25 protein-coding genes, 1 tRNA gene and 4 pseudogenes are annotated in these 26,103 nt (G+C 60.5%); 13 read left to right on the top strand and 17 right to left on the bottom strand.

The window, feature by feature from the left end:
* Nucleotides 1–25 precede the first annotated feature (25 nt).
* The gene (locus CO660_RS09995) at nt 26–1,237 is read left to right on the top strand and encodes a UbiH/UbiF family hydroxylase (RefSeq protein ID WP_097598574.1); all 1,212 of its coding nucleotides are present in this window, start codon (nt 26–28) and stop codon (nt 1,235–1,237) included.
* Here CO660_RS09995 and CO660_RS09990 read toward each other — a convergent pair.
* Nucleotides 1,205–2,167, bottom strand: coding sequence for an AEC family transporter (locus CO660_RS09990; protein WP_097598573.1), 963 nt, complete (start codon nt 2,165–2,167; stop codon nt 1,205–1,207). The genes CO660_RS09995 and CO660_RS09990 overlap by 33 nt on opposite strands.
* Nucleotides 2,168–2,212: 45 nt before the next feature.
* Nucleotides 2,213–2,962 (bottom strand): cytochrome c biogenesis CcdA family protein, encoded by a 750-nt coding sequence (locus CO660_RS09985; protein ID WP_097598572.1) that lies wholly within the window; start codon nt 2,960–2,962, stop codon nt 2,213–2,215.
* A gap of 211 nt (nt 2,963–3,173) precedes the next feature.
* On the opposite strand from CO660_RS09985, the gene CO660_RS09980 reads away from it, so the two are divergent.
* Nucleotides 3,174–3,249 (top strand) — tRNA-Lys (locus tag CO660_RS09980).
* 668 nt (nt 3,250–3,917) lie between these two features.
* Here CO660_RS09980 and CO660_RS32745 read toward each other — a convergent pair.
* The gene (locus CO660_RS32745) at nt 3,918–4,175 is read right to left on the bottom strand and encodes a hypothetical protein (RefSeq protein WP_141504827.1); all 258 of its coding nucleotides are present in this window, start codon (nt 4,173–4,175) and stop codon (nt 3,918–3,920) included.
* 410 nt (nt 4,176–4,585) lie between these two features.
* On the opposite strand from CO660_RS32745, the gene CO660_RS09970 reads away from it, so the two are divergent.
* Nucleotides 4,586–5,233, top strand: coding sequence for a Crp/Fnr family transcriptional regulator (locus tag CO660_RS09970; protein WP_245421314.1), 648 nt, complete (start codon nt 4,586–4,588; stop codon nt 5,231–5,233).
* Here the strand turns inward: CO660_RS09970 and CO660_RS09965 are convergent.
* Together CO660_RS09965 and CO660_RS33770 are read right to left on the bottom strand one after the other, a co-directional pair.
* Entirely contained in the window at nt 5,214–5,426 is a 213-nt protein-coding gene (locus CO660_RS09965) for a hypothetical protein (RefSeq protein WP_097598571.1), read from the bottom strand. The two genes, CO660_RS09970 and CO660_RS09965, sit on opposite strands and share 20 nt — an antisense overlap.
* A gap of 85 nt (nt 5,427–5,511) precedes the next feature.
* A pseudogene (locus CO660_RS33770) lies at nt 5,512–5,884 on the bottom strand (thermonuclease family protein).
* 280 nt (nt 5,885–6,164) lie between these two features.
* Here CO660_RS33770 and CO660_RS09955 point away from each other — a divergent pair.
* The 3 genes from CO660_RS09955 (at nt 6,165) to CO660_RS09945 (ending at nt 8,408) form a co-directional block, all read left to right on the top strand.
* Complete coding sequence (locus tag CO660_RS09955; RefSeq protein WP_097598570.1) at nt 6,165–7,127, top strand: sterol desaturase family protein; 963 nt, start codon at nt 6,165–6,167, stop codon at nt 7,125–7,127.
* Between the two features lie 287 nt (nt 7,128–7,414).
* On the top strand, nt 7,415–7,804 hold the full coding sequence (locus tag CO660_RS09950) for a hypothetical protein (protein ID WP_097598569.1): 390 nt from the start codon (nt 7,415–7,417) through the stop codon (nt 7,802–7,804).
* 205 nt (nt 7,805–8,009) lie between these two features.
* Nucleotides 8,010–8,408: a hypothetical protein gene (locus CO660_RS09945; RefSeq protein WP_097598568.1), complete on the top strand. Its 399-nt coding sequence runs from the start codon at nt 8,010–8,012 to the stop codon at nt 8,406–8,408.
* 468 nt (nt 8,409–8,876) lie between these two features.
* Here the strand turns inward: CO660_RS09945 and CO660_RS09935 are convergent, their stop codons facing one another.
* Nucleotides 8,877–9,500, bottom strand: a complete 624-nt coding sequence (locus CO660_RS09935) for an outer membrane protein (protein WP_097598567.1) — start codon at nt 9,498–9,500, stop codon at nt 8,877–8,879.
* A gap of 172 nt (nt 9,501–9,672) precedes the next feature.
* Nucleotides 9,673–10,281, bottom strand: coding sequence for a L,D-transpeptidase (locus CO660_RS09930; protein WP_097598566.1), 609 nt, complete (start codon nt 10,279–10,281; stop codon nt 9,673–9,675).
* 157 nt (nt 10,282–10,438) lie between these two features.
* Here CO660_RS09930 and CO660_RS33765 point away from each other — a divergent pair.
* Nucleotides 10,439–10,537 (top strand): annotated as a pseudogene (locus tag CO660_RS33765) (IS5/IS1182 family transposase); the annotation flags it as partial.
* Between the two features lie 25 nt (nt 10,538–10,562).
* Here the strand turns inward: CO660_RS33765 and CO660_RS09925 are convergent.
* A pseudogene (locus CO660_RS09925) lies at nt 10,563–10,940 on the bottom strand (nucleoside deaminase); the annotation flags it as partial.
* Nucleotides 10,941–11,326: 386 nt separating this feature from the next.
* On the opposite strand from CO660_RS09925, the gene CO660_RS09920 reads away from it, so the two are divergent.
* The gene (locus CO660_RS09920) at nt 11,327–12,820 is read left to right on the top strand and encodes an FAD-dependent monooxygenase (RefSeq protein ID WP_097598565.1); all 1,494 of its coding nucleotides are present in this window, start codon (nt 11,327–11,329) and stop codon (nt 12,818–12,820) included.
* A gap of 19 nt (nt 12,821–12,839) precedes the next feature.
* On the opposite strand, the pseudogene CO660_RS09915 reads toward CO660_RS09920, so the two are convergent.
* Nucleotides 12,840–13,570, bottom strand: a pseudogene (locus CO660_RS09915) (hypothetical protein).
* Between the two features lie 233 nt (nt 13,571–13,803).
* On the opposite strand from CO660_RS09915, the gene CO660_RS09910 reads away from it, so the two are divergent.
* Nucleotides 13,804–15,210 (top strand): adenylate/guanylate cyclase domain-containing protein, encoded by a 1,407-nt coding sequence (locus CO660_RS09910; protein ID WP_097598564.1) that lies wholly within the window; start codon nt 13,804–13,806, stop codon nt 15,208–15,210.
* 237 nt (nt 15,211–15,447) lie between these two features.
* Here CO660_RS09910 and CO660_RS09905 read toward each other — a convergent pair whose 3' ends face one another.
* Nucleotides 15,448–17,238 (bottom strand): ABC transporter ATP-binding protein, encoded by a 1,791-nt coding sequence (locus CO660_RS09905; RefSeq protein WP_097598563.1) that lies wholly within the window; start codon nt 17,236–17,238, stop codon nt 15,448–15,450.
* A gap of 914 nt (nt 17,239–18,152) precedes the next feature.
* On the opposite strand from CO660_RS09905, the gene CO660_RS09895 reads away from it, so the two are divergent.
* Nucleotides 18,153–18,434, top strand: coding sequence for a DUF982 domain-containing protein (locus tag CO660_RS09895; protein WP_085778097.1), 282 nt, complete (start codon nt 18,153–18,155; stop codon nt 18,432–18,434).
* 166 nt (nt 18,435–18,600) lie between these two features.
* On the opposite strand, the gene CO660_RS09890 is transcribed toward CO660_RS09895, so the two are convergent.
* Nucleotides 18,601–19,428: a nickel-binding protein gene (locus tag CO660_RS09890; protein ID WP_085778098.1), complete on the bottom strand. Its 828-nt coding sequence runs from the start codon at nt 19,426–19,428 to the stop codon at nt 18,601–18,603.
* Between the two features lie 414 nt (nt 19,429–19,842).
* On the opposite strand from CO660_RS09890, the gene CO660_RS09885 reads away from it, so the two are divergent.
* The 3 genes from CO660_RS09885 (at nt 19,843) to CO660_RS09875 (ending at nt 20,625) form a co-directional block, all read left to right on the top strand.
* Nucleotides 19,843–20,100 (top strand): DUF982 domain-containing protein, encoded by a 258-nt coding sequence (locus CO660_RS09885; protein ID WP_085778099.1) that lies wholly within the window; start codon nt 19,843–19,845, stop codon nt 20,098–20,100.
* Nucleotides 20,101–20,224: 124 nt separating this feature from the next.
* The gene (locus tag CO660_RS09880; RefSeq protein WP_176536259.1) at nt 20,225–20,395 is read left to right on the top strand and encodes a hypothetical protein; all 171 of its coding nucleotides are present in this window, start codon (nt 20,225–20,227) and stop codon (nt 20,393–20,395) included.
* On the top strand, nt 20,395–20,625 hold the full coding sequence (locus tag CO660_RS09875; RefSeq protein ID WP_097598560.1) for a hypothetical protein: 231 nt from the start codon (nt 20,395–20,397) through the stop codon (nt 20,623–20,625). The genes CO660_RS09880 and CO660_RS09875 overlap by 1 nt, the downstream gene beginning before the upstream one ends.
* Before the next feature lie 59 nt (nt 20,626–20,684).
* Here the strand turns inward: CO660_RS09875 and CO660_RS09870 are convergent, their stop codons facing one another.
* From CO660_RS09870 to CO660_RS09845, 6 genes are read right to left on the bottom strand one after another with little or no spacing between them, the layout of a single operon-like run.
* Nucleotides 20,685–21,077 (bottom strand): RidA family protein, encoded by a 393-nt coding sequence (locus CO660_RS09870; RefSeq protein ID WP_097598559.1) that lies wholly within the window; start codon nt 21,075–21,077, stop codon nt 20,685–20,687.
* 51 nt (nt 21,078–21,128) lie between these two features.
* The gene (locus CO660_RS09865; RefSeq protein ID WP_097598558.1) at nt 21,129–21,710 is read right to left on the bottom strand and encodes an NAD(P)H-dependent oxidoreductase; all 582 of its coding nucleotides are present in this window, start codon (nt 21,708–21,710) and stop codon (nt 21,129–21,131) included.
* Nucleotides 21,707–23,116, bottom strand: coding sequence for an FAD-binding oxidoreductase (locus CO660_RS09860; protein WP_097598557.1), 1,410 nt, complete (start codon nt 23,114–23,116; stop codon nt 21,707–21,709). The genes CO660_RS09865 and CO660_RS09860 overlap by 4 nt, the downstream gene beginning before the upstream one ends.
* Nucleotide 23,117: 1 nt before the next feature.
* Nucleotides 23,118–24,431, bottom strand: a complete 1,314-nt coding sequence (locus CO660_RS09855) for a cytosine deaminase (protein ID WP_097598556.1) — start codon at nt 24,429–24,431, stop codon at nt 23,118–23,120.
* On the bottom strand, nt 24,431–25,273 hold the full coding sequence (locus tag CO660_RS09850; RefSeq protein WP_097598555.1) for an ABC transporter permease: 843 nt from the start codon (nt 25,271–25,273) through the stop codon (nt 24,431–24,433). Before CO660_RS09850 ends, CO660_RS09855 begins: the two co-directional genes overlap by 1 nt.
* Nucleotides 25,270–26,097, bottom strand: coding sequence for an ABC transporter ATP-binding protein (locus CO660_RS09845; RefSeq protein ID WP_097598554.1), 828 nt, complete (start codon nt 26,095–26,097; stop codon nt 25,270–25,272). Before CO660_RS09845 ends, CO660_RS09850 begins: the two co-directional genes overlap by 4 nt.
* Nucleotides 26,098–26,103: the final 6 nt, after the last annotated feature.

The raw sequence follows: 26,103 nt of genomic DNA, 5'->3' as shown, positions 1-26,103 counted from the left end.
CCGTTTTACGATGGCGGAATATAGCATGAAGACATTCGAAATCGCGGTGATCGGTGGCGGGCTCGCCGGCATGATCGCCGCCATTGCGCTTGGCCGCGGCGGCCGCAGCGTGGCTCTGGTGGCTCCTGTTGCTGCAAAGGAGGACCAGCGCACCACGGCGTTGATGGATCAGTCGATCCGCTTCCTCGATCGCCTGACGCTCTGGGAAAAACTGAGGTCGGCGGCAGCCCCGCTGACCAGCATGCGAATCATCGACGGCACCGACCGGCTGCTGCGCGCGCCAACCACCACCTTCCGCGCCGCCGAGGTCGGTCTTGATGCCTTCGGCTATAATTTCCCCAACAAGGTGCTGACCGATATCCTCGAAGCGGCCACGGCCGGCGAGGGCAATATCACCCGCTTCACCGATATGGCCGAGTCGATCGACATCTCCGCCGAGCGAGTGTCGCTCACGCTTGCCGGCGGCGAGGTGCTGACGGCCGATTTTGCCGTTGGCGCCGACGGCCGCGGCTCGAAGCTGCGCGAGGCGGCAGGTATTGGCGTGCGCAACTGGTCCTACCCGCAATCGGCGATGGTGCTGAACTTCGCCCATTCGCTGCCGCACCAAAATATCTCCAGTGAATTCCACACCAAACACGGCCCTTTCACCCAGGTGCCGCTGCCGGGTAGCCGCTCCAGCCTTGTCTGGGTGCAGGATCCCGCCGACGCGGCCGCCCGCATGGAGTTGTCGCTGGCCGAACTGGGCTCTCTCGTTGAGACCCAGATGCAGTCCATGCTGGGCAAGGTGAGCGTTGAGGAAGGTGTGCAGGTCTGGCCGCTCTCTGGCATGATGGCTCATCGTTTCGGCAAAGGGCGCATCGCGCTGATCGGCGAGGCCGCCCATGTTTTCCCGCCGATCGGGGCGCAGGGGCTGAACCTCAGCCTGCGCGATATCATCGCGCTCACCGATATCCTCTGCGACCGGGCGGAATTGCCGCTGCCGGCCGATGCCGGCGAAAGCTTCGACCGCCGTCGCCGCGCCGACATCATGACGCGCACGGCGAGCGTCGATCTGCTCAACCGCTCGCTGCTCTCGGATTTCCTCCCCGTTCAGATGCTGCGCGCTGCCGGCCTGCATATTCTCTCGGCCATTCCGCCGCTGCGCAACCTCCTGATGCGCGAGGGCATCGAGCCCGGCCGGGGATTCCGCGATATTCCCGATAGCTTAAAGGAAAAGCTGAAGCGGAAGAAGGCCTGAGCGGATCGCGATCAGCCAGAGCGAAACGCTGGCCACCGAAAGCACGGTCGTGATCAGGATCGTCGCCGAGGCGCGTTCCTGCCAGACGCCATATTGCTGGCCGATGACGAAGACATTGGTGGCCGTCGGCAGGCAGGCGAGCAGCACGGCCGCCTGGATCCAGACCGGCTCGAAACCGCCGACAGCGGTCAGCGCGACAAAAACAGCGATCGGGTGCAGGATCAGCTTCGCCGGCACGATATAGGAGATTTCTGCCGGAATCCGCTTCAGCGGCCTCAGAGCCAGCGTCACGCCCATGGCGAAGAGGGCGCAGGGTGCGGCAGCCTGGGCGAGATAGTCGACAAGCCGCTGGAACGCCAGCGGTTGATCGATGTGGAAGGCGGCGACCGCAAAGCCTGCCGCCGTCGACAGGATGAAGGGATGCAGCGCCACCTTGCGAGCAATGTCGGCGGCAAGCCGGCCAGCCGAACGCTTGTCGTCGCCTGCTGCCGCCATCACTGCCGGCGCCACGATGAAATGCAGCGCGTTCTCGAAGCAGATGATCAGCGCCACCGGCACTGCAGCGCCTTCGCCGAGCGCCAGCAGTGCCAGCCCCGGCCCCATATAACCGATATTGCCATAGGCGCCGGCAAAGGACTGGATGGTGCATTCATCAAGCGGATTGCCACGCACGAAACGACCGATAACAAAGAGCAGGATGAAGACCGCATAGGTCGCGGCGATATCGGTGACGATGAAATCGATCCGCGTCAGTTCTTCGATCGGCGTGCGCGAGACGAGCTTGAAGAACAAAGCGGGCAGGGCGGCATAAATGATGAAGGTGTTCAGCCAGCCGAGCGCTTCGGCCGGCTGCTTCGTCGCCTTGGCGGCGGCATAACCGATCAGGATCAGGCCGAAGAACGGCAGCAGCAGGCTGATGATGTCGGCCAAGGAAAAGTCCGGTTGCGCGGGATGGTTGGCGGGGAAGAATCTCTTCTAGCCGATTTGCATCAGGATCGGAAAGGTCTGCTGGAACCAGATCGCCACATCGCTGACCCAGCCGAGCAGGAAGGCGAGGCCGGTGAGGATCAGGAGGACGCCCATCACCTTCTCGACGGTACCGAGATGGCGGCGGAAACGTGACAGGAAGCGCATGAAGGCCCCGGAAAAGCCCGCTGCGATCCAGAAGGGGATCGCGAGACCCAGCGAATAGATGGCCAGCAGCCCGGCGCCGGAGCCGACCGTCTCGCGCGAGGCGGCGACGCCGAGGATGGCGCCGAGTACCGGTCCGATGCAGGGTGTCCAGCCGAAGGCGAAGGCAAGGCCCATGATATAGGCGCCCGTCAGCGTCGCCGGCTTGCCGCCGGCCTGGAAGCGCGCCTCGCGGGCGAGCAGACCGATTCGGAAGAGGCCGAGGAAATTCAGCCCCATGACGATGATAACAAGCCCGCCGAGCTTGGAGAGCAGGTCGAGATGCTGGCGAAGCGCCATGCCGATGCTCGAAGCGCCGGCGCCGAGCGCCACGAAGACGGTGGCAAAGCCGAGCGTGAAGAGCAGCGCCGAAAACAGCACGCCGCGCCTGATATCGGGCGAGACCGCCACCGCGCCGCCGCCGCGGAACTGCTCGACCGATATGCCGGCCATATAGCAGAGATAGGGCGGGACGAGGGGCAGCACGCAGGGCGAAAGAAAGGAAAGCGCCCCTGCCAACAACGCGCTCCACAGGGAAATATCGGCAATCGACACGCATTCTCTCCGGCTGCAATATGCGTCCCGTTCCTAGCGTCGCAGGCGCGGGATTGCCAATCACCTTTTTGCGTGGGCGAGAAATCTGCCTTTGCGCGCCAGAGAAATGTGACCTACCTTTGCAAAAGCCGAATTTTTCGGTTGACCGCAATCGGTCACCTGCCTATGTTCCGCCCACTTCCAGCCGGGGTGCCTCACACCCGCGGAGAGGGAGAGCGTAGCTCAGCCGGTAGAGCAACTGACTTTTAATCAGTAGGTCTCGGGTTCGAACCCCGACGCTCTCACCAAAAACTCCAAGAAACATAAGCGGATAGCTCCGGCGGCCGGAAAAACTGTCGGTCCAAAGGTCGAAGGCACCGTTACAAATTGGAACGCTGCGACCGCCGCCGACATCGGTTGCAATGACGCCCGCATACTCCGCCTTGCCGCCCACGGGGCCGTCAGCGCGTTTCATCGGCAAGGCCGGGAAGATGCTCCGTGCCGAACATCGCGCGTGTGGGGCCGCCCGGTAGGTCCCGCGCTGCTGCACCTCCAGTTGAAACGATCTTCGGCCCCGCGAAGTTTATTTGCATGACCAAAGAGGAATTCTGCGAACGGTTCTTTCAACGCATAAGGTTCCACTGCCGCTTGGGCCGCAGGCCGTTCGGGCTGGACCCCAAGACCTACTGCGACAAGATCGCTCCAATCTACTGGCGCGAGTTGGGGAATGAATTGAGCCCGGAGGAATGCGCCGATCAGGACGTTGCCTATTGGCCCTGACCAGCCGCTCAAATATGAAACGGGAGCTTCCTCGGCCGCCGATCGACTTAGATCGAGGCCGTCGCCAAGCGCCGCCTCGCGGATGAATCTGACGCGGCCCAGGAGCGGGCGAGATAGCAACGGACGAACGGCGCAAAACCGGTCCAGACGCAATCGGTATTCCCTTGAAGATCAACTGATAATTGGGATAGCGGCGCTATCGACCTCTGTTTCGATGCGCGATCTGGGGTATCGCCGCATCGATATGAACTTCGGCAGCCAGTTGACCATGGGCGTCTCGAATCTCGATCGCCTGCGGGAGTTCTTTCTGATTGGATAGGATGGCCCTGCCAACGAGCTCTCTGAGAGCTTCACCGGCCTCTTCTCTTGCTGCTTCCAAGTCCAGGAATGTCTCACCGTCTGGATCAGTCACGACGTGATCAGCGTGTTTGATATGAAAATAGTAGGTCGACAACGGCCTGCACTCCCCATCTCCAGTCGCTCCCACGTCTGGCAATCACCTGCACGTTGGCGACTGAGAACGAGGCATTTTACAGGCCAGGCTTACAGCTGGCATTCCCTGCATTTTGTCGCCGAACCAAGTTTTCACATGCAGGTTCCGCTGGGCGGAGCATATTAGCAATTTGGATTACAACCGTATCGATTTCCTCGCTCGTGCGTTTACGAGGGCGAACGGGACTGAATCGGCAAATGACTATGCCAACGCAGTCACACGGAGGCGACGCTGTGACAAAAATTGTGCAGAAAGATACCAGGAACAAGTTGCTGCGAATGCTTCCAGAGGAGGCCTTTGATTTTATCGCATCAGACCTGAAGCGTGTTGATCTTCCAGTCCGCCGCTCGTAAGTTGAACCTAATCAAGCCATTGAGCACGTTTGTTTTATCGAGAGCGGTCTGGCTTCAATGGTGGCCGCGGCTTCGAACGGAATAGGCATAGAGGTAGGTCAGATTGGATACGAGGGGATGAGCGGATATCCGGTGGTGCTCGGCGTCGATCGGATGCCAAACCGCGCTTTCATGCAGATTTCAGGGGTCGGGCTAGAACTGCCCACCAGCCGCTTCCTGCCCCTCCTGCGCGACGAAGCAACTCGTCTAATGTTTCTCCGCTATGTCCACACGCGGGAGCTGCAACTGGCTTACTCGGCATTGGCGGCGGGCCGATACAGCATGCACCAGCGTCTCGCGAGATGGCTGCTTATGTGCCATGACCGTCTTCTCGTGGACGATATGCCTGTTACCCACGAGTTTTTGGCGTTGATGCTTGGCGTCAGGCGATCCGGGGTCACCGACCATCTGCATATCCTGGAGGGCATGCGCGCCATCAAGTCGACGCGAGGAAACGTCAAGATTTTGGACCGCCAGATTCTTCTCGATGTTGCCGATGGTTGTTACGGCGCTCCGGAAGCCGAGTACGAACGGCTTCTTGGGTATCCGTCGCCAGACGATCAAAGACCGGCAAGATTGAAGGGGGTGTGGGGTCGGTGGTCCGGTTCTACGATCGAACATCGATAAGTAGGCTCAACAAACTGTCCTCATCCTTCACGCCGTGCTGATAGGACTGAATGATCCGAGAGGCTAGGTCCTGGCGCTGCGGGTCCGAGGTGATCTTCTTCACCGATACGACGTGATCGAAGACCCGCTGGCAAAGGGCCACTTCGGCGTGATTCAGCACGTTCTGCGCCTGTGCTATTGGCAATGGGATCATGACAGCCTCATTTCCCTGGCAAGCGAAGGGTAGGGCTGAAGCGCGCCTGATCAAGCAGGATCGCAAACACGAAGTATTTCGTGGATTAATCACACCAATCGTTTCGTTGAGCGGGGCTCCATGTCCGGGCGAATCCCTCCCGGAGCATCTTGGCTCCGATCTCTTTCCATTCGGTCGATAGATGTTGACGAGCGGTCGGTGCGATGGCGTCCGGTCCACCGCGCCGCTGAAGACGACGCGCAATCCCTTTTTAGCCTAAAGTTCTTTCAGCCTTCCCTTGGCAATCAACGCCAGCTTCCGTTCCTTGAGGCACTTTGCGTGGCTCCCGATCTCCGGCGTGTCGATGCCGCTGACGAATGGAACGCCTTCCCCCAGCAATCGCATGTTTTGCCCATCGCGCTTGGCGTGTCGCCGTCGATGGCCGTCAGCGTGGCGCAGGCGATGAGTTCAGCGAGGATCCAGCGTGACCCGACACAGCATCAACTTACCCTCGATCCCTATGCTAACGCGCATCGAACCGTACATAGCCTTTTGTTCCCGTCATGATAGTTCTTTATTATGAGCCTTTCGGCCAGTTGAAATTTTTTCGCAGTGCTCCTCTACCCTCTTGCATGCCTCCCGGGACTGCACTTCGACCACTGGTATACATAAAAAGGACGCCCCGATTGTCCTTTGAGCAATCTGCCAAAAGCGTATCGTCAGGACTAAGCTGTACGGGTTCGTGTTTGGAGCAGTGCCATGGTGCTGGTCGAATACTGCCTGCACAAGCTTGGAAGCTTTTTTTACAATACTTATTATCTTAATGGTAAGGCAATGGCGCTCAGTTTCGCCATTTCCATTGGCCTGGTTCTGACGGTTTTCGCGGTGGAACTCACTTATGTGGGGTTCGGCAATTCCGGGTTCCGTCGGGTTTTCTTCGAACGCAGCAAATCCACAATTACCGACATCGTCTATTTCGTCCTTCAGGCGACGGGAATGATTACGCTATTTGCAGCGCTCGCATCTTTTGGTCTGTCCTATGCCATTACCCGCGCGGCTCAGGATGCCCCCCACCTGGACCTTGGCCGGAGGTTGCCAGGCTGGGCACATATCCTCTTGTTCCTAGTGCTGACAGACTTCTTGAGCTATTGGCAGCATAGGTTGATGCACCGGCTGCCCGTGCTATGGCGGCTGCACGAATTTCACCACGCAGCGGAAGAGTTCAACGGGCTGACTTCGTCGCGGGAGCATCCGCTGGAGAAGGCCATAAACATGGCCATTATGGTCGTTCCGGCGCTGCTTATTGGCCTGCCAACGGCCGAGTTCGCCGTCGTGACCATCACCTTTAACGCCATTGGTCTGGTCAAGCACAGTGCCATTCCCTGGCATGGCTGGTTTGGCAAATACGTGATCCAGTCACCACGCGACCACTTCGTCCATCACTCCCGAGTGCGGGAACATCACGACAAGAATTTCGCCAATTATTTCCCGATCTGGGATCATTTGTTCGGCACCTATTACAAGGGCGATGCAGACGGTGCAAAGCTCGGTCTGGATCGCGACTACTTCAACCAAACCGATCCGTTCCGCGAAACCATCGCCACAGAAATCCGTTTCTTCCAACGCGCGTGGCAGGCTGCCAAGGCCAAGTGCGGCATAAGCCCCATAAGCGGAAAACCTGCCTCGCCGCAGGGGCTGTCTGGCTCGGAACAGCGCCGGTAGCGCGAAGCTGGCATCGCTCTGTTGTGCTAAGCGGCAGCTTTCTGGAATCCACGAACTAGCTCATCGACAGAAACGGGTCGATTCAAGCCGCCGCTTCCGCTCCAACAAAACCCGGTTTAATGCGTTGAGGAGCCGATCGCAAAGGGGAACTCCGACCGCTGCGCGATCCATCAATCCCCGATGGGCATGGCGCGTGAATCCTTATTTAGGTTACCCCAAGTGACGGTTGCGCCCCCGAGGTTGAAATCATGCAGGGGCGATTATCGCTCTGTAGCCCGGAGACTGCGATGGATATGACCACCCTCAGCGAACGGCTTTTTGGCCTGTCCTTCCTGATGCTCTGGGTGTTGCTGGTAATCCTGCTCTTTAGCGCTGTGCGTCATGCGTTGAATGCAGAACCGAAGGACGATGATCGGTTCCGCGCGCAGGATCGGTCACATGGACGCATAGTCCGGCATCTCCTCGAAGGCGACAGGCGGAATAGGGCCATGGCCCAGGCTGTCGAGGCCAAGGCCACGTCCTATTTCGCGCGCCGCATCGGCAAAATCCATCTGGCAGCGCTCGCTTTCTTCATCGTGGCGACCTTGTGTTTGGCGCTCTGGAATCGTCATGAGGTCAAAATGCAACGGGCATCCCAGATCCAAGTTACATCACCGCTGCAGCACGAGGATAACTGACCTCGGGCAGTCGCTATTCCTTCGGAATATAGCCCACCTGATGTTTCGTCGGCGTCAAAAAAATTCTCCAGATGAGCTGCCTGCCTTGGCGGGTTTATTCGCCCCCTTCAAAAGAAGGTGCCCTTCCGCAAATTTGGTCAGCCTTCAAGCCGTTGCGGACCGCAGGTCAATCGCTCACAGTTAGCCAGCCCTTTAGGGATCATGCATGTTCAATGTTCCGAAATACCTTGTCGCATTTTACATGAGCTTGGCGACGCAGACCGCCTCGACCCAAACAGTTGAGCCCGGCAGGTGCTACAATGAAATGGCAGGCGTCATCGCAGCGATCGACGCAGTGATGTCACGAGAGAAGGCAGATATTTCCGGCTACAGCAAGCGCTTGCAGCAAAAATTACCCAAGGGGCCCTGCGATATTGAGGCAATTCGCGCTGTGGCGACGAGTTCTCCTCATTTCCGATGGCATAAGATTGGTAAAATGTCTGACATGTTCAGGTTCTCGAATGAAGAATTGGTTTCTGATTTTTGGATTGCTTTGAATACGAAGGAAATACCTAGAGATTCTTTGTGGATACGCGTGAAAAAGACGGAGTACGACTATGAATAAAAACGATCTTACATGGTCGTGAGGTTGGAGGGCTAGCCACCTGTAGAGGTGAAGGACGGCGTGCTGCTAGTGACGAGCCGGTCGAAAGCCCCGACATCGAGTGCCTTGGCGACAGCATGGCGAACTTGGCGGCTCACACGCCTGGGACTCGGCCGACTAGTTCTCGATAACCTCACGGCTCAGCACGATGATAGCGTCGGCCTGTTGCGGGCAGCAGCGCATCGCCGTTCAGCGTCATGCTGTTCCTTCTCCATTTACGGCGCCGACGACTCCCTCGGAGAAGGCGCCGACACGGAAGCGAAGCGGCGCCAGTGCGACTGAGGGTAACGAGTTTTCCGACCGCCGCGGCTAACTGCTACACAGTCTAGCCCCATATGGCGCGCGTGAACCGTGACCTGGTTCGGAGTCACTGAAAAGCCCCGCCGAAACACGGCGAGGCTCTGATGCTAACGATCTGAGGGACTGTTTTTAGAACTTCACACCGATGCCGAATTTCAGTTCGTGCTGGTCGAGGTCGACATCAACACCCAGGACATCTTTTTCGCCGAAGTCGTTGAAGCGATATTCGCCGCGAACGAAGATGTTGTTGGTAAAGGCAAAGTCAACGCCGGCGCCGACGGTGTAGCCGTTGAAGGTTTCCGTTTCCTTGTCGAATCCCGGGACGTCGACGTAACCGCGTGTGGCAGTCCAACCAGCTGCGCCGTAGATGAGTGCCTTGTCGAAGGCGTAACCGACACGACCGCGAACAGCGCCCGCCCAATCGGTTCCAACGTCTGCCCCCAGTGCCTCCTCTTCATTCCAGTTGTATTCCAGGTTGCCCTCGATGCCGACGACAATGCTGTCGAACTGGAAGTTGTAGCCGGCAAATGCGCCGAAGACACCACCGTTAAAGTCCTCAGAAGCGCTGAGGCCGCCGGCGCTGAAATCACCGTCGAGCCATCCCGCGCCGCCATCGATACCGAAATACGGACCCGACCAAGTGAAGACGGGTGCCGCCGCAACAGGCGCGGTCGGAACGTCCTGAACGACATCGGCCGCGAACGCGGTCGTGGCGACAAGTGCGAGTAAGGCGGTGGCGATAGTAAACTTCATTTGTGTACCCCATGGCATTGATTGCAACCACAGGGTATAGCGACATCTCAACAAAAGGCTGTAGCAACAAGGACACACTCGCGAGATTGTACGCTATAGTACAGGTTGTGTTGTGGCCGGGAGTGAGACGAGCCTAAGCCCACGTCAGATGAAACAATTCGGGAAGGCTCCGTCACCGCTGGACGATCACGCGGGTCCCCGGCTGCACCATATCGTAAAGCTCCTCGACATCCTCGCGGTACATCCGAAAGCACCCGCTTGATGCATTGGTGCCGATGGAGGAGGGATCGTTGGTGCCGTGGATGCGGAGAAGTCCGTCGGCAAGGTAGATCGCGCGCGTTCCGAGCGGATTTGCAGGCCCGGGTTTGACCACCGCTGGGAGCCTTGGATTTTTCTGGCGCATGCTGGCAGTTGGCCGCCATTCGGGATGCAGTCGTTTCGACACGACCCGCGTTATCCCGTACCATTGTTTGCCTTCGCGGCCGACGGCGATAGGGTAGGCAAACTGCTCACCTGCTGACGTCGTGTAGATAAGGGTGTGCTCACGCGTGGCGATGACGATGGTTCCTCCAACGCGCGTCGATCGCTCTCGACGTTCTGGAAAGGGTTCCCGATAGCCAGGTTCTGGCTCGTAGTATGGAGGAGGGGGATAGGGGCTGTAAGGGTCATCATAGCCATAGCCGTCGTATTCATTGTATCCATCATACGGCGCGTAAACTTGGGCTTGGGCATGCACCGCCATCAGCAACAGGGCCGCAGCAAGGAGAACCAGCAATCTCATTCTTCGCATCCGCTTGTTATACGATCATGATTGGGCCGAATTCTATGGCGGCACTATGGCGGCGCGGGTCTCACTCGTTCTCCGCTGAGTTCGCGCATCGAGCCCACGAACGCCATCAAAAGGAGGCTGTGACGGGTGATTTGTTTTGCTGAGAGAATTCGTGAAGCTCAAGGACTGGCTGCGCATCGCTAACCGCTGCGATAGATGCGCCCACACCTTCTCCTCGGCCACCTGCATCGCAGCCGCCGTCATCTTCCAGCGCAAATCAATGAGCCCTGGGCCTAAACCTTGCCCAGATGCTTCGGCCAGAATTCCTGGTGGACTTCAGCGGCTTCGTCTTCGAGGTTCGTCGGGCCAACCACCGTGACGGAACGCGCTCCGGTCTGCAACACCGCCCGGCTGGGTACATTCAACCCGATCCCGGCAATCTCGCCGAGCCGCGTTTCCGAGCACGCAAACACCATGCGGCCGATGCCCGACCAGTAGATCGCCCCGGAGCACATCGCACAGGGCTCAGTGCTGGTATAGAGCGTGCAGTCGGCGAGATAAGCAGGGTCGTGGTGCCGCGCCGCCAGTTTAACCAGATTCATCTCGGCGTGGTTTGTCATATCGTGACCGGTGAAGACACTGTTTTCGGCGCGCAGGATGACTTCGCCGTCCAGGCGACTGAGACCATTCCGCAAAAGGCGACAGCTCCGCAGTGAGAGGCGCCACGACAGCTTTTTGATTGGTCGTCCTCCGGAACGAATGGTGAAAGATGGGCGCTCTGTCGGATCCGGCCCTACCCGGTCCGGTCGTGTTTCAACGCCCGCGCTCCACCGCGAAACAGCGCGCAAGCGGCAACCAACAGGGCTTTGGAAGCAAGGCAGAAATTCTGTCGCAAGTCCTTCCCACCATTAGAGAGCTTTTATTTATAGGGAGAACAACCTGCGACAGGGGAAATCGGCACCCGAACAGGGATCACGAAATCGGGGAAGGTCAACGCGCCGGGTTGGCCCGCTATGGCGGGTTTTGCGCTCGGAAGTGTGAACAGAGGAGTTCGCGGATGAAAGAACATGCGGTCGTGATATCGGGAGGAGGGCCGACGGGGCTGATGCTGGCGGGTGAACTGGCCCTGGCGGGTGTCGATGTCGCCGTCGTCGAGCGGCGCGAGAACCAGGAGATCGTCGGTTCGCGTGCCGGCGGTCTGAGTTCGCGCACGCTCGAGGTTCTCGACCAGCGCGGCATCGTCGATCGGTTCCTGGCGGAAGGCCAGATCGCCCAGGTCACTGGCTTTGCGGTCACGCGGCTCGATATCAGCGATTTCCCGACGCGGCACAATTATGGGCTGGCCCTGCGGCAGAAGCATATCGAGCGCATCCTCGCCGGCTGGGTCGGCGAACTGCCGGTGACGATCTATCGCGGCCGCGAACTGACTGATTTCGAGCAGGACGAGGCCGGCGTCACCCTCGAACTCTCCGATGGTACGTCGCTGCACGCAGGCTATCTCGTCGGCTGCGATGGCGGCCGCAGCCTGGTTCGCAAGCTGGCGGGCATTGCCTTTCCGGGATGGGACGCGACGACCAGCAATATTCTCGCCGAGGCCGAGATGGAGGAGGAGCCGCCGCTCGGCGTCCATCGCACGGCGCTCGGCATGCATGCCTTCGGCCGCGAGGAATATGAAATCCGCGACGGCAAGGTGGTCTTCGCCAGCGAAGGTCCGATCAATGTCATGGTCACGGAAAAGACTGCCGGGGGCACAGGCGAGCCGACGCTTGACGATCTCAAGCAAGCGCTGATCGCCGCCTGCGGAACCGATTATGGGATCCACGGCCTGAAGTGGATATCAAGGTTCACCGATATGTCGCGCCAGGCGGAGGTCTACCGCAAAGGCAGGGCGCTGCTGGCGGGTGATGCCGCGCATGTGCATTCGCCGGTCGGCGGGCAGGGCCTCAATACCGGTGTGCAGGATGCCGTCAATCTCGGCTGGAAGCTTGCCCAGGTGGTGAAGGGCATATCGCCCGAAGCCCTGCTCGACACCTATCACGCGGAGCGCCATCCGGTCGCCGCCCGCGTGCTGCGCACGACGATGGCCCAGGTCGCGCTGCAACGGACCGATGATCGCACCGAGGCTCTCAGAGAGGTCGTGCTGGAACTGCTTGGGCTGGAGGAGGCGCGCAAGAAGATCGCTGCCGAAATGTCCGGACTTGGCATCCGATACGACTTCGGCGAGGGGCATCCGCTGCTCGGCCGCCGCATGCCTGATCTCGATTTGGCCACGCCGGACGGCCCCTTGCGTCTCTTCACCCTGTTGAGAGAGGCGAGACCGGTGCTGTTGAACCTCGCCTCGCGCGGCAGCCTCGACACCGGGCCATGGTCAAGCCGCGTGCCTCTGGTCGAGGCCAGCTATGATGGGCCGTGGGAGCTGCCGGCGCTGGGGGCGGTTGCGGCGCCGACTGCGGTGCTGATCCGGCCTGACGGATACGTGGCATGGGTGGGCGAGGGATCCGGGAATGGCCTCGACGCAGCGATGAGCACCTGGTTCGGGCCGCCTCGCTAATAGGAGAAAGGCCGCTGCGCTAAGCGGCCAGCGAAATCGGCACGCCGTCTGGCATTGGCTCCGGCATCGGTTTGCCGCGGCGCTCCCAGGTGCGGCGGCTGATGCCGAAGGCCTCCCAGGGGCGGGCTGCGCTGAGGGAGTTGTCGAGATATTCGGCCCTGGAAACGGCGCCGGCGGCCCGCCGCTGCTCTTCCTTTCGGTTTCGTTCGCGCTGGCGCCGCTTTTCCTTCTGCAGTTTTGCTCTTTTCGCCTTCGGCACGTCGAAGGCGCCGATGGTGCGAATGTCGAGCGCGCTGCGTTCGGCGTAGCTCAGATGCAGGGCGTGACCGAGCGCATCGGCGGTGAGGGCAGCAAAGCGCACCTTCGTCCGCTCGTAGATGATTTCCTCTATGGCGGCTTTCCCGGCCCAGGGCAGCCATCGCGCCGCCCAGCCGAGAACCACCTCGACAAAGCCTTCCCCGAACTCGACGAAGGAGAGGCCGGCGATCACCTCGACATAGATCAAGGCGTCATCCGCCCCGGCACGATCTCGCCATGACGATGCCGGATCAATTTTTCGATCTCGCGCATTCGGCCGCGGAAATGGTTCCAGCGGCCGCCTCGCATGCGGCGCTGCACGGCCTTGTAACCCAGCAGACAGTCGCCGATCTTGATGGCGGTTACATCCCGCGCAAGACCCTCCGCACGACCGGCGTCGTCAACCCGATCTGCCGATCGAACTCCTTCATCCGCGCCGACGAGACGATCCATCGTTTCTCCTTTGCGACCAGGCCCGAGAGGCCGAAACGAGTGACTGTAGCGGAAGCGGGGGCGGTGAAGCTCGCTTTTTGTGCGCCGTTTCACCGATTTTCGCAGGTGGTGGCGCAACCGCAAAACGGACGATCGAGACATCCGGCCCCCGGTCGATTTCTATTGGAAACGTCCCGTGTTATCATCCCTGGACTGACGTCATCAGCCGTATTGTCAGCACAGAGACTTGTCCGATGAGCGAAATGGACGTGCTTTTTGCCAGCCTGCGACAGGCGGCTGACCCTGAGACGGTCGAGTGCATCGAAAATGTCATCAAGCATGGCGCCGATCGCGATCTCAATCGCATCAATGCGCTCGCCTTCGCCGCCAAGCATCATCTCGAGGCAGAAAAAACCATCGCGGCCTTTCTGCATGCAGCCCGGATCGGTGCATTCGAGATGACCTGGAATGTGCTTTGCCCGGGATGCGGCGGCGTCCTGGACAGCGGCGCAACCCTTAAAGGGGTCAATCAGGATACCTATCATTGCGCCCTCTGCGCAGCCGGATACGAACCGACCCTCGACGAGATGGTCGAGGTCACCTTCACGGTCAGTCCGCGCGTGCGCAGGATTGCCGCCCACGAGCCAGACCGGCTGCCGCCGCTCGAATATTACCGACAGATTTTCTTCAGCTCCGGCGTCGACCTGCCGCAGGACCTCGAAGCCAGGTTCGACCGCATCCTGCTGGAACTGATCGAGCTGGCCCCGGGCGAGAAGGCCTTCGTGTCGCTGCAACTGCCGGCGCAATTCGTCATCATCTTCGATGCGGTGACCCATTCGGCCCAGTTCATCGATGTGCAGGGGGAACCCGCCGACGAACGCCAGAACCTCTCGATGGTCATCAGCCGCGGGCATGCTCTGAACGAAACCGTGACGCTGCGTCCGGGCTTGCTGCGGCTCACTCTCGAGAACCACACGGATCGCCGGGTGGTGCCGAATGTCTGCATTGCCGGCGATGAGCTGCACGACCTCCTGGGCCGCAGGCGGCCGTTCCTGACGGCCAAGCGCCTGCTGACGAACCAGAGCTTCCGAGATATCTACAGGACCGATACGCTCGATGTCGACCAGCGCCTGAAGATCACCAGCCTGACGTTCCTCTTCACCGATCTCAGGGGCTCGACCGCGCTCTATGAGCGCGTCGGCGATCTTGCCGCGTTCGATCTGGTGCGGGCGCATTTCAGGGTCCTTCACGAGATCGTCGCGACCGAGGCCGGCGCGGTCGTCAAGACGATCGGCGATGCGGTGATGGCGACCTTTCCGAGCCCCGACCGGGCGGTGGCGGCGGCGCTCAGGATGCGCGAGGCGATGCGCCGGCTGAACACCGAACACGGCAGCGAAGACCTCCTGCTGAAAATCGGCATCCACGAGGGACCGTGCCTTGCCGTCAACCTGAACGACAGGCAGGACTATTTCGGCCAGACGGTCAATATCGCCTCCCGCGTCCAGGGCCTTGCCGACCCGAATGTGATCATGACGACTGAGGCGATCGTCGAAGACGCCAATGTCTCGGAGATCCTGCGCGACAGCGGCGTCACGTCGGCCTCACGAATGGCGGAGCTTCAGGGCATCGGCAGAGAGGTCAGGATCTTCGCCCTGTCGTGAGCACCGGAGGATCTTGGGGGCGCCTGCCGCAGGTTCCTCACGACTGGTGTCAGTCCTTTCCCGACCGACGCCAGAATTCGCCCGCCTTCAAGGTGATCACAGAAGCGCTCCGCCGTCCCGATGCGACGTTGCATTTAGCACGTTCCCTCTCCCCGTTGGAACGGGGAGAGGGCTAGGGTGAGGGGCAGCCATCGGCGCCAGCGGACAACTGAGGCACATGACGAAGGAGAAGGGCGGTTACGCCACCAGCCCCTTGGTGAGTTCCAGCGCCTGGCGTTCGAACAGCCGGCGATAGATGCCGCCGTTGAGCCGGATCAGCGCCTGGTGGTCGCCTTCTTCGACGATTCTGCCCTTGTCGAACACCAGCAGCCGGTCCAGCGCCCGCACCGTGGACAGCCGATGGGCGATGACAAGCGTCGTGCGGCCGTCCATCAGCCGTTCCATAGCCTGCTGGATCTGCACCTCGCTTTCGCTGTCGAGGCTCGACGTCGCCTCGTCGAGGATCAGGATCGGGGCATCAGCCAGGAAGGCGCGGGCGATGGCGACACGCTGTCGCTCGCCGCCCGACAGCTTGACGCCGCGTTCGCCGACCATCGTCTCATAGCCCTTGGGCAGGTTCATGATGAAGCCGTGTGCATTGGCCTGTTTCGCCGCCTGCTCGATCTCGCGCCGCGAGGCGTTCGGCCTGCCGTAGGCGATATTTTCCGCAAGCGTCCGGTGGAACAGGATTGGCTCCTGCTGCACGATGGCGAGCTGACCGCGCAGGCTCGATTGCCTGACCTCGGCGATTTCCTGGCCGTCGATGCGAATGGCGCCCGAATTCACGTCATAGAGGCGCTGGATGAGCTTGACGAAAGTCGTCTTGCCCGAGCCCGAATGCCCGACCAGGCCGACGCGCTCACCGGGTTTTATGGTGACCGAAAAATCCTCGTAAAGCGGGTCGGGATGAGCGCCATATTGGAAGGTGACGCGATCGAAGACGATCTCGCCCGCGCCGATCGCGATCGGCTTGGCGTGCGGCTTGTCTTCGATGCCGAGCGGCATCCTGTCGAGCAGCACCAGTTCCTCCATGTCGTTGACAGCACGCTGCAGATTGCGGATGTCCTGGCCGACATTGCGCAGATAACCTTGCAGAACGAAGAACATCGCCAGCACGAAGGTGATGTCGCCGGGGCTTGCCAGCCCTTGCCGCCACATGACCAGGCCCGTTCCCAGAATGCCGGCCTGCATGGAAACCATCATGAAGCCCTGGATCGTGCCGCTCAAGGTGCCGCGCTTCCATGTCCGCCGCGTGCGGCTGTCCCATTTGCCCAGCACGTGGCGCAAGCGGGCCTCTTCGCGGTTTTCAGCCCCGAAGGCCTTGACTACCGAATTGCAGCTGATGGCGTCAGCGAGCGCGCCGCCGAGCTTGGTGTCCCAGGCATTGGCAAGCCTTGCCGCCGGCGACACGAAGCCCATGGAAAGCGCTACAGTCACGCCGATATAGACCAGCGACCCTGCAGCCACGATCAGGCCCATGACCGGCCAGTAGCTGCCGAGCACCATACTGGCGCCGACCAGCATCACGATTGACGGCAGCAGCGCGACCAGCAGCACGTCGTTGAGCAAGTCGAGCGCCCACATCCCGCGAGTGATCTTACGCACCGTCGAACCGGCAAAGCTGTTGGCGTGCCAGTCGGTCGAGAAGCGCTGCACCTTGTGGAAACCGTTATTGGCCACATCGGCCATGATGCGCAGCGTCAGCCGGATGATGCCGTTGAATATGAACCAGCGCAGCACGACACTGGTGAGGCCGAGCACCACGACGACGACGAAGGCGCTGAGCGCACCGTCGGCGGCGTTACCGCCGGCAATGGCATCGACGATCCGGCCCGAAAACACCGGCACCATGACCTCGGCAAGCGTGCTGGCGGCAACCAACACAATGATAACGCCCACCAGAACAGCACGGTGGCGCCAATGATGAAAAACAAAGCCGAGCACGTGACGATAGGCATCGGCGCGGAAATCGAGCTTCTTGCGAGTCATTTTAACCAGCCCGGCCGGTATCGGAAACCGGTCCTGAAAATCGAGAGTTAAAAGGCAGCCACGCGGAAGACGAAGTGATCCCGTCAGATCAATCGGGCTGTGTAGGGAGAAAAAACCGCATATCGCGCGCGCTAGGGGCGAGCCGCGAATGGATATGACCTAGCGTCGGGACATACCGCACGGGAAGGCTTCGATGATTGCTGATGTCATTCAACGCCTCCCTTATGTTCGATCTGAAGCGGTAGCGTTTTGTAGCGAAGCAATTCGCCCTTGCCAAGAGGGAATTTACAACCCTACGGAAAGTGATTCGAAAACGACACAATTCAGAGACTGGGAAAATTCGTGCGCGCTGAGGGTCGAGAGCCGGATCACGTCGAGGCGCAACGCCCGATCGTCAAGATGTCGCCCTCCTGATGCGCCAAACCTCTGAATGGCGAACCGGTCTTTCAATAGCTGCACGAGCGAGCATTGCTGGGCCTGAAGCCACCCGCGCAGGCCGGGTTCCTCGAAGTATCCCGCTGATACTGAAAATCCTCCCGGTCCTGCCTCGCTGGCGAGGTGTTGCAGGAAGACATGAGCGTGGACAAACCGATCATCGCGCCGGTTGCGACCAATGTGAGGAATCGGGTCATCTAAGCTTCTCCTGAGGTTTGTCTCGGCAATCTATCATGCCGATACAACCAGATGCGAGGACCGGCGAGAGTGATCACGCTGATCTGATAGGAAATGGCTTCGATGATCGAGCGATCGTCCCTCGTGATCCTGCAATCCCGATAATCTGCTCGAGCTATTCTGCGATTATGGAAGGAAGTTCATAGTGTTCTCTAGCGAACTAATCGCGATTTCGCCTTGAACAAATCGGTGATTTTCAGTAATATTGTTCCATAAAAAAGTAATATAAATGGGAGGTTACTATGTCGGAAGCTCGGTTCGAGCCGGTTTTTCTTCATCGTCAGCATTTCGTCGCCGAGATCAAAAGTCTCGACGAAATCTTCGATTTTCTGGATGAGTGGCCGCAGGACAAGCGAGGTCTGGCATATGACACTCTGCTGAAGGCGTGCAGGGATACCGCCAAGGGGGCATTTCCTCTCAGCGCCGCGCGCGAGAATTTCCGCCGTTTTCTGAAGATGTCTGGCATGCTCGACAGCGGCCCCAAATTCGAGGGGATGGGCGATCGAAACGTCGGCAATGCTTGAAGAGCCACGTCTGTTCGCGACGATCTGAGCTGGCGTGCCGCCACGTCATAAGCGGCGCGTCCGGTTGCGAATCTCCGGTCATAACCGACCGCGGCGCCGCGGAATGCCGCAACAGTCTCAGCGGATTTCACCGGCTCTATGCGCGTCGCCCCCGTCGCGACGCGCTTTAGCCAAGGCTGGCACCCGCCCAATCGCAGCGGAAGACCAGCACGGGCTTCGAAAATCCCTTGATGCGCCGGCGCGTAGCGTGGGCAAAGAGGTCGCCGGCGCCAAATTCCCGGAATATATTCTCCGACACGAGGATCTGGTCACTGGCTGCGGCCGCGCAGAGGCGGGCTGCGAGCTGCACTGTGGAGCCGAAGAGGTCGTTGCTGTCCTCGACCGGCTCGCCGCAATCGAGCCCGATGCGAACATGGATCGGCTCGGCCTTGCTGCCGTTGTAATGCTGGAATTCCTGCTGGATCGCCATGGCGCATTCGACGGCTGCGGTCGTCTCCGCGAAGGCGGCCATGATGCCGTCGCCGGTGTGCTTCACTTCGCGGCCGGAATTTTTGCCGAGGCACCGGCGCACGATCGCGTCATGCGCCCTGACCAGCTCCGTCCCCATGCGGTCGCCGAGGCGCGCCGTCATCTCGGTCGAGCCGACAATATCGGTAAACAGGATCGCCCGGTGGCCAGGATCCATCCGCGGCGCGGATTGGCCTGGCGCCGGATCGGGGTCATTGATGCGACCGAGAAAGGCCTCGACAGCCGACAGAGCCACCTCGACGACCTCATTAGCGACGAAACCGTGCGCTTCGCGATGTACGCAGTGGACGGTTTCGACATCGGGCGCATCCACCAGACAGAAGGCCGTACCGCGCCGCTCGTCGAACCAATAAGTCAGAAACTTGACGCCGTATCGATCCTGAATGTCGATATCCATGCGATGCGCCTGGGCAACCTCGGCGGCTGACGTTCCTTCGAGGTAGTGCCGGTCCATGAAGATAGGCATCGCGCGTCCTCCCAGATCCGCCGCGTGCAAGAGATGGCATTGTACGATCTGGATTCATTCCCGTCCACCTTCGGGACAATCAATGCCTGATCGTTGCCAGGCGTTGCTTTCGAGAAGGCAAGGCGTTGCTGCACGTCCGATAGAATATGTATGGATATTGGCGATTTTAATGAGTGGGTGTAATGAGTTCAGTCTGGTATTTACCATAATCGGTCGTTTAATGCTGATAGCGAGAGTTCCGGAACCCCTCGAGAAGCTTCAGACGTTTCCCGTTTCAAGCGTCCGCCTGCCGGATCCCGCCGGGAGAGACGTGTCTTTCACGGTCATGGTGCCAAGGATCGAAGGCCGCTGCCAACGGCATGCTAATTGCAAAGTATCGGTTAGCTCGCCGAAATGAGGAAAAGCTGTAGCAAAGTGAGACAGACGGCAAATTTTCGACCGGTAGGCCTGGCCTCCATGGGGCTCGGCCATTATGCCGTTATCAACTCAGTGTGGGATGCCGCGCGAACGCTGCTCCGTGACTGGCCGGTGGATGACGGCGAAGAATATTTCGAAGCGGTCAAGGCCTGCCTGGATGCGATTACCGGCGATCTCTCGCCGGATCATGTGCGCGCCGTCTTCATCAGGGCTGCGCAGGAGGCGGGCATCGCCGTCATAGAAGCCGCCGACTGACCAGCGGCCGCATTCTGACCAGCGGCGCATCCTAGTTCCCGTTTCCAAGACACGCTCGTCGTCGCACTTGACTTCTTCAGCTAAAAGTCTAAATTAGAACAAAACAGGAACATTGGAGATGGTCATGACACATGCGGAACAGGTGATCGCCGACGCCCTTGCCCTCGTCGAAGCCTCTCGCGCCGCCCGCGAGCGGGATCAGCAGCGCCGCGCCGCTTGGCAGAAAAAGGTGGAACTCAGCCGTCCGCTGCCGCCTCTGCCGCGCCCGGTCCAATTGCCGCTGGCGCTGAACTGATGCGGCCGATTTTGAAATCCCGTCAGGCCAAGCCTGATCAGTTGGAACCCGATGATGCTTGGGAAGTGGAAGCCGTGCTCGCCTGGCATGACGATGATGCCAAGGCGGCGATCCGTTCGCTGCTCGACGACTGCAAGCATCTGCGCCGGCAACTGGCGCTGGCCGAACGAGTGATGAGCCGCGGCATGGCGCGCGGCTGGACGCCGCGTTACGAGCGCGACGCGCTTTAGGCAATCGGGCGCAGGCAACTGAAGCAGCGACTGACGGGGAGGCAGGCGTTCGGCTCGCTTCAGCAAAACACCTTGGCGGCCGTGACTTCGACTTCCACGAGGAATTCCGGGCGGGTGAAGCCGCCGACGATGATCAGCGTCGAGGCCGGCTTCGGATCGAGCGTGTAACGATCACGCACGGCCATGTAGGCTGGGAAATCCTCTCGCTTCGTCACGAAGGCGGAGATGCGGATAACGTCGGCAAAACTCATCTCGGCCTCGGCGAGAATTGCCTTGATGGCTTCGAAGCAGAGTTCCGCCTGTGCGCCGATATCCTCCGGTACCGCCTCGTTGGGGGCGATGCCGAGCTGGCCCGAGGTCACGAGCAGGGAGGCGCCCGGCGGCACCAGCAGCCCGTGATTGTAATGCCCGAATGGGCGGCGGACGGAGATCGGGTTAAAAACCTTCTTCATCGGAAATCCCTGCCTGAACCAGGTGTTTCGGCGGACAGTCCTTCCGCATGCTCAGAAACGCTCCATCGCGCTCTTCACCTTCTGCAGAAACCGTGTCCGCGTTTCCTCGGTACAATTATTCATGTCGTAATGGGCAAGAAAGGTGACCGGCCGCAGCGGGTTGATCTGTGCTCGCAGCACGCGCTTGACGATCTTCCTCGGCGGGTTGCCAGCCACGAAGGCGCGGAACGGCGTCGCGCCATAAGTCAGCACGGCGGCGAGCTTGCCGATATGGCGCAGCCGCGATTCCACCTTGCCGTCGATCAGTTCGAAGGAAACGCCTGGAAGCCAGACGCGATCGAAATAACCTTTCAATATCGCCGGGAAGCCGAAATTCCAAACCGGCGTGACCAGGACCAGCCCTTGCGCCCGTTTCAGCCGCTCGACATAGGGTTTCACCAGCGCGATATTGTCGGGGTAGTCGTGATAGGCGAGCCGGTCATGCCGGGAGAGAACGGGATCGAAATTCTCGGCGTAGAGATCGCATCCGTCCACTTCATGGCCGGCTTTGCGCAGGCTTTCCAGCGTCTGCTTATAGAGCGCTTTGCCGTAGCTTTCCTCCACCGGATGCGAATGCAGCACGAGCACCCTCATGAGGCCTCCATGAGGCCCGCAAGGCCGGGGAAGAGATAGTTCTTGCCGGCATTGAAATCGAAGTCCGGGTTCTCCCAGGCGATCATCTTGCCGGGATTCAGAAGACCTTTCGGATCGGTTTCGTGCTTGAAGGCAAGCTGTACCTTGTCGGTGCGCTTCATGCCGCCTTCCTCGAGCGTGTAGCGGTGCGGGTTGAAGATCGGGCAGCCGTGATCCTGGTGGATCCGGATGATTTCTTCAAGGCGCTCCTCCGTGGTATAGCGCACCAGCGGAAGGCCGGAGCACTGGATCTGCCCGTCGAATTTGATGAATTCGAGATGGCCGGGAACCTCGTCGCCGAAGATCTCCACCATCTTTGCAACCTTGGCCACGTGATCCGGCCCCGGGTACTGAACCTGCAGATAGGTGAATCCAGGATCGACCTTCAGCGCCCGCAACGTGGTGTGGTTCCAGGCAAGTTCATAGGCATGCGGAATGCCCTTCATGCTCTCGACCTTGTCGGAGCGGAAGATCACTTCGCCCTTGTGGGCCGAGGTGAAGGCGAGGAAGGCATCCATCGCATGCGGCGCGATCATCAGCACTACCACCGACTGCCCCTTGCGGATATAGGGCTTGTGGCGGGTGAAATAGTCGTACGGGATCGGCGCGGCGATCGGGGCGATCTCCTTGACGAGGATGCCGTTGCATTTGGCAAGCGCATCGGAGAAGCGCACGCAGGCCATGAAGTCGTCATAGCCGACGAGAACATCGACCCAATCATAGGCGGGCGCCAGCGGCATTTCGATCTCGGTGATGACGCCGTTGGTGCCGTAGGCATGGCTGACCTTTTGCAGATCCCAGCCGGTGAGATCGAGCACGCGCGGCTCGGCCTCCATGGTGACGACGCGCAGGCGCAGAATATTGCCGAGATCGCGCAAGCCGCCCCAGGTGATCGAGCCGACGCCGCCGGAGCCGCCGGCGATGAAGCCACCGACGGTCGCCATCTGCGCCGTCGAGGGATGGAACCGCAGTTCCTGGCCGGAATGAGCTTTGGTCTGCTTGTCGAGCTGGGCGATGATGATTCCCGGCTCGCAGATCACCCGGCCGGGATGAATTTCCTTGATCTTGTCCATGGCGGCAAGGTTCAGCACGATCCCGCCGGAAAGCGGCATCGCCTGGCCGTAATTGCCGGTGCCGCCGCCGCGCGGCGTGACCGGCACGCCATGCGCGAAGGCGACCTTCAGCGTCCGGATGACCTCTTCTTCGTTTTTCGGCGTGACGACGAGATCGGCCGTCACATTGTCGAGCTGCGCCTTCAGGATCGGCGAATACCAGTAGAAATCACGGCTCTTCTGGCGCACCAGCGCCGGATTGTCTTCTATGGCGATGCCTTCGAGTTCCTTTTTGATCGTCTGATAATCCGGCATGTCAGGCTCCAACGACGCTGTCGAGTTCACGATAGTCCGGCAGGCTGCGGTCGATCACCTTGCCGCGTCGAAGGACGACGCGGTCGGACTGCGGACGGGAAAGAAATTCGCTCCAGCGCCTGGCGCTGAAGAGCACGAGATCGGCTGCAGTGCCGACGGCGATGCGCCCCATATCCGGTCGGCCGAGAATATCGGCCGGCGAGGTGGTGACAACCCGTGCGGCCGTATCCAGCGGATGGTCGAGATGCAGGATGCGGACCGCCTCGCGGAACACTTCCACCGGGTCGAGATCGCCATAGGCATAAAAGGGGTCGCGGGTATTGTCGGAGGCGACTGCCGTTGCGACGCCGGCTGCCGCCAGTTCGTGGAAAAGTGTGACGCCGCGCCAGCGCGGTGTGCGGCCGGAATAGCGGTCCTGCAGATACGTGTTGCACATCGGCAGCGAGACGATGGCGAGACGGGCCTCTGCGACGAGATCGACCGTGCGTTTTGCCGTCTCCTCGTCCTGGCGGGCGAGCGAGCAGCAATGGCCGGCCGTCACCTTGCCGCCGAAGCGGTTGCGCAGCACGGCTTGCGCGATCGCCTTCAGGGTTTCCGCAGCCGGATCGTCGGTCTCGTCGACATGAAGGTCGACATCGAGGCCATTATCAGCCGCAGCCCTGAACAGCATGTCGAGCTGGTTGTCGAGATCGCCGCTCATCCGGGTGACGCCGCCGATCAGCCCGCCCTTTTCGTGGACCACAGTGACGAGATCGGCGAAATAGGCGGCGTCCGCCATGTTTTCCATCGGAAACAGCGCCACCGCCTGTAAGGCGATCCTGTCCTTCCAGACATCGCGCATTTCGGCAAAGACCTCGAATGAAATGCGGTGCTGCGGCGCAAGGGAATCGAGATGGGTTCGAATGAGGCTGGTGCCGTGTGCGTAGGCGCAGCGCAGGGAGAACTCCATGCGCTTCTTGACGTCGGCGGCCGACCAGTTTGCCTCGCGGTCTGCGCGCACGGCCTCCAATGCCCCCGGGAACGTGCCGTCCGGATTGGCGTTGCGCGGCCAGATGTGGCCCTTGTCGAGATGCGTATGCATGTCGGCGAAGCAGGGCCAGACCATGCCTTCCTTGAGGTCGGATTTCGCAATTTCGGCGGGCGCTCCGCCGGGCGGCAACAGGGCGGAAATCACACCGTCGGCGATGACGATATCGGCCCGCACGAGCCCCTCGACGGCAGATGCGTCATAACCGGTGACGGCAGCTGCAGGCAGAGTCGCATTGCTCAGCACGAAGCGGCCGGCATTGGGTGGTGAAATGAAGGAATAGGTCATCAGTTTTCCCGTTTCAGGCTGCTCTCGTGCCAGCGGTGCAGGGCAAGCCACGAAATGAAGGAGGTGACGGCGAAGATCGCCACGCCGAGCAGCGAGAGCATCAGCAGCGCCGCAAAGAGGCGCGGAATATTGAGCCGGTATTGCGCTTCGAGGAGCCGGAAGGCGAGGCCAGAGCCGGCGCCCGCCGAGCCCGCGGCAAACTCGGCGACGACGGCTGCAATCAACGCCAGGCCGCCGCCGATCCTGAGACCGGTCATGAAATAGGGTTGGGCGGCCGGCAGCTTGAGAAAGAACAGCGTCTGCCAGCGCGAGGCGCCGTAGAGCTCGAACAGGTTGATGAGATTATGGTCGACGCTTTTCAGCCCCTGCACCATATTCGAAAGGATCGGGAAAAAGGCAACGAGGAAGGCGCAGATGAGAAGCGCCACCTGCGTCGACGGCGCATAGATCAGGATCAGCGGTGAGATCGCCACGATCGGGGTGACTTGAAGAATGACCGCGAGCGGATAGAAGGCGAGTTCTATCCAGCGCGATTGCACGAGGAAGATCGCAAAGCCGACGCCGCCGACGAGCGCCAGCATCAGCGATACCAGCGTGATCTTGGTGGTGACCCAGAGGGCAGGGGCAAGCGTGCCCCAATCGGTCACGAAGGCACTTGCGACCGCGGCCGGGCCCGGCAGGATATAGGGCGGCACGCCGGACAGTCTGACATAGGCAGACCAGATCAGGATCAGCGCCGCGATCACCAGCAGGGGGATCAAGATGCGCAACGCCAGATCGCGGCTCCGGGCGCTTGCAGTGGTTTTGACAAGCAGCGGCGCTGCGGCCGGTTCGTCACTCATCGATGGTCCTCCACCGCGTTGATCGCGCCGATCAGCGAATGCGAGACCGTCTCGCAAGCTCTGCGGTATTCTTCCGAAGTGCGGTAATGGGCATCGCGTTCAAGGCTGGTCGTCAGCGGCAGATCGGCATGAACGCGCCCGGGCCTTGCCTTCATCACGACGATGCGGTTCGAGAGATAGGCGGATTCGAAGACTGAATGAGTGACGAAGATGACGGTGATGCCGGTCACCTTCCAGAGCCGCAGCACGTCGTCGTTCAGCCTCTGGCGGGTGATCTCATCAAGTGCTGCGAAGGGCTCATCCATCAACAGGAGCTTCGGCCTGGTCACGAGCGCCCGGGCGATCGACACACGCATCTTCATGCCGCCGGAGAGTTCGCGGGGATAGGCGGTGGCGAAATCTTGAAGCCCGACGGTGCTCAACGTCTCCAGGATCCGATCGTGCGCCGCAGCCTTCGAAACATGTTTCAGCTTCAGCGGCAGATGGACGTTATCGAAGACGGTCTTCCAGGGCATCAGCGTCGGCTCCTGAAAGACGAAGCTGATATCGCCCTCAGGGAGACCCTTGGAGTTGATGCGCGAACTCGGCCAGTCGATCGCGCCCGAGGTCACATTGCCGAGGCCGGCAATGATGCGCAGCGCGGTGGATTTGCCGCAGCCGGACGGACCGAGCAGACTGATGAACTCACCGCTTTCCACGGTCAGCGACATGTTCGAAAGGGCTACGGTTCCGCTGGAGAAGACTTTCGAAACCGATTGCATGACGACCAGCGGCCGCTTGCGCATCTCTTTCGGTGATAGGGCCTGAGCTTCTGCTGGGGGCATTGCCTG

It is taken from the genome of Rhizobium sp. L9, from assembly GCF_002531885.1.
Lineage (GTDB): Bacteria > Pseudomonadota > Alphaproteobacteria > Rhizobiales > Rhizobiaceae > Rhizobium.
This window is presented reverse-complemented; position numbering and strand designations above follow the sequence as displayed.

Bases quoted from the DNA above. Each gene is read 5' to 3' on its own strand.
- CO660_RS09995 (WP_097598574.1), top strand. From the start codon at position 26: ATGAAGACATTCGAAATCGCGGTGATCGGTGGCGGGCTCGCCGGCATG.
- CO660_RS09965 (WP_097598571.1), bottom strand. From the start codon at position 5,426: ATGATCCCATTGCCAATAGCACAGGCGCAGAACGTGCTGAATCACGCC.
- CO660_RS09955 (WP_097598570.1), top strand. From the start codon at position 6,165: ATGGTGCTGGTCGAATACTGCCTGCACAAGCTTGGAAGCTTTTTTTAC.
- CO660_RS09950 (WP_097598569.1), top strand. From the start codon at position 7,415: ATGGATATGACCACCCTCAGCGAACGGCTTTTTGGCCTGTCCTTCCTG.
- CO660_RS09945 (WP_097598568.1), top strand. From the start codon at position 8,010: ATGTTCAATGTTCCGAAATACCTTGTCGCATTTTACATGAGCTTGGCG.
- CO660_RS09935 (WP_097598567.1), bottom strand. From the start codon at position 9,500: ATGAAGTTTACTATCGCCACCGCCTTACTCGCACTTGTCGCCACGACC.
- CO660_RS09930 (WP_097598566.1), bottom strand. From the start codon at position 10,281: ATGAGATTGCTGGTTCTCCTTGCTGCGGCCCTGTTGCTGATGGCGGTG.
- CO660_RS09920 (WP_097598565.1), top strand. From the start codon at position 11,327: ATGAAAGAACATGCGGTCGTGATATCGGGAGGAGGGCCGACGGGGCTG.
- CO660_RS09910 (WP_097598564.1), top strand. From the start codon at position 13,804: ATGAGCGAAATGGACGTGCTTTTTGCCAGCCTGCGACAGGCGGCTGAC.
- CO660_RS09905 (WP_097598563.1), bottom strand. From the start codon at position 17,238: ATGACTCGCAAGAAGCTCGATTTCCGCGCCGATGCCTATCGTCACGTG.
- CO660_RS09895 (WP_085778097.1), top strand. From the start codon at position 18,153: ATGTCGGAAGCTCGGTTCGAGCCGGTTTTTCTTCATCGTCAGCATTTC.
- CO660_RS09890 (WP_085778098.1), bottom strand. From the start codon at position 19,428: ATGCCTATCTTCATGGACCGGCACTACCTCGAAGGAACGTCAGCCGCC.
- CO660_RS09880 (WP_176536259.1), top strand. From the start codon at position 20,225: ATGACACATGCGGAACAGGTGATCGCCGACGCCCTTGCCCTCGTCGAA.
- CO660_RS09875 (WP_097598560.1), top strand. From the start codon at position 20,395: ATGCGGCCGATTTTGAAATCCCGTCAGGCCAAGCCTGATCAGTTGGAA.
- CO660_RS09870 (WP_097598559.1), bottom strand. From the start codon at position 21,077: ATGAAGAAGGTTTTTAACCCGATCTCCGTCCGCCGCCCATTCGGGCAT.
- CO660_RS09865 (WP_097598558.1), bottom strand. From the start codon at position 21,710: ATGAGGGTGCTCGTGCTGCATTCGCATCCGGTGGAGGAAAGCTACGGC.
- CO660_RS09860 (WP_097598557.1), bottom strand. From the start codon at position 23,116: ATGCCGGATTATCAGACGATCAAAAAGGAACTCGAAGGCATCGCCATA.
- CO660_RS09855 (WP_097598556.1), bottom strand. From the start codon at position 24,431: ATGACCTATTCCTTCATTTCACCACCCAATGCCGGCCGCTTCGTGCTG.
- CO660_RS09850 (WP_097598555.1), bottom strand. From the start codon at position 25,273: ATGAGTGACGAACCGGCCGCAGCGCCGCTGCTTGTCAAAACCACTGCA.
- CO660_RS09845 (WP_097598554.1), bottom strand. From the start codon at position 26,097: ATGCCCCCAGCAGAAGCTCAGGCCCTATCACCGAAAGAGATGCGCAAG.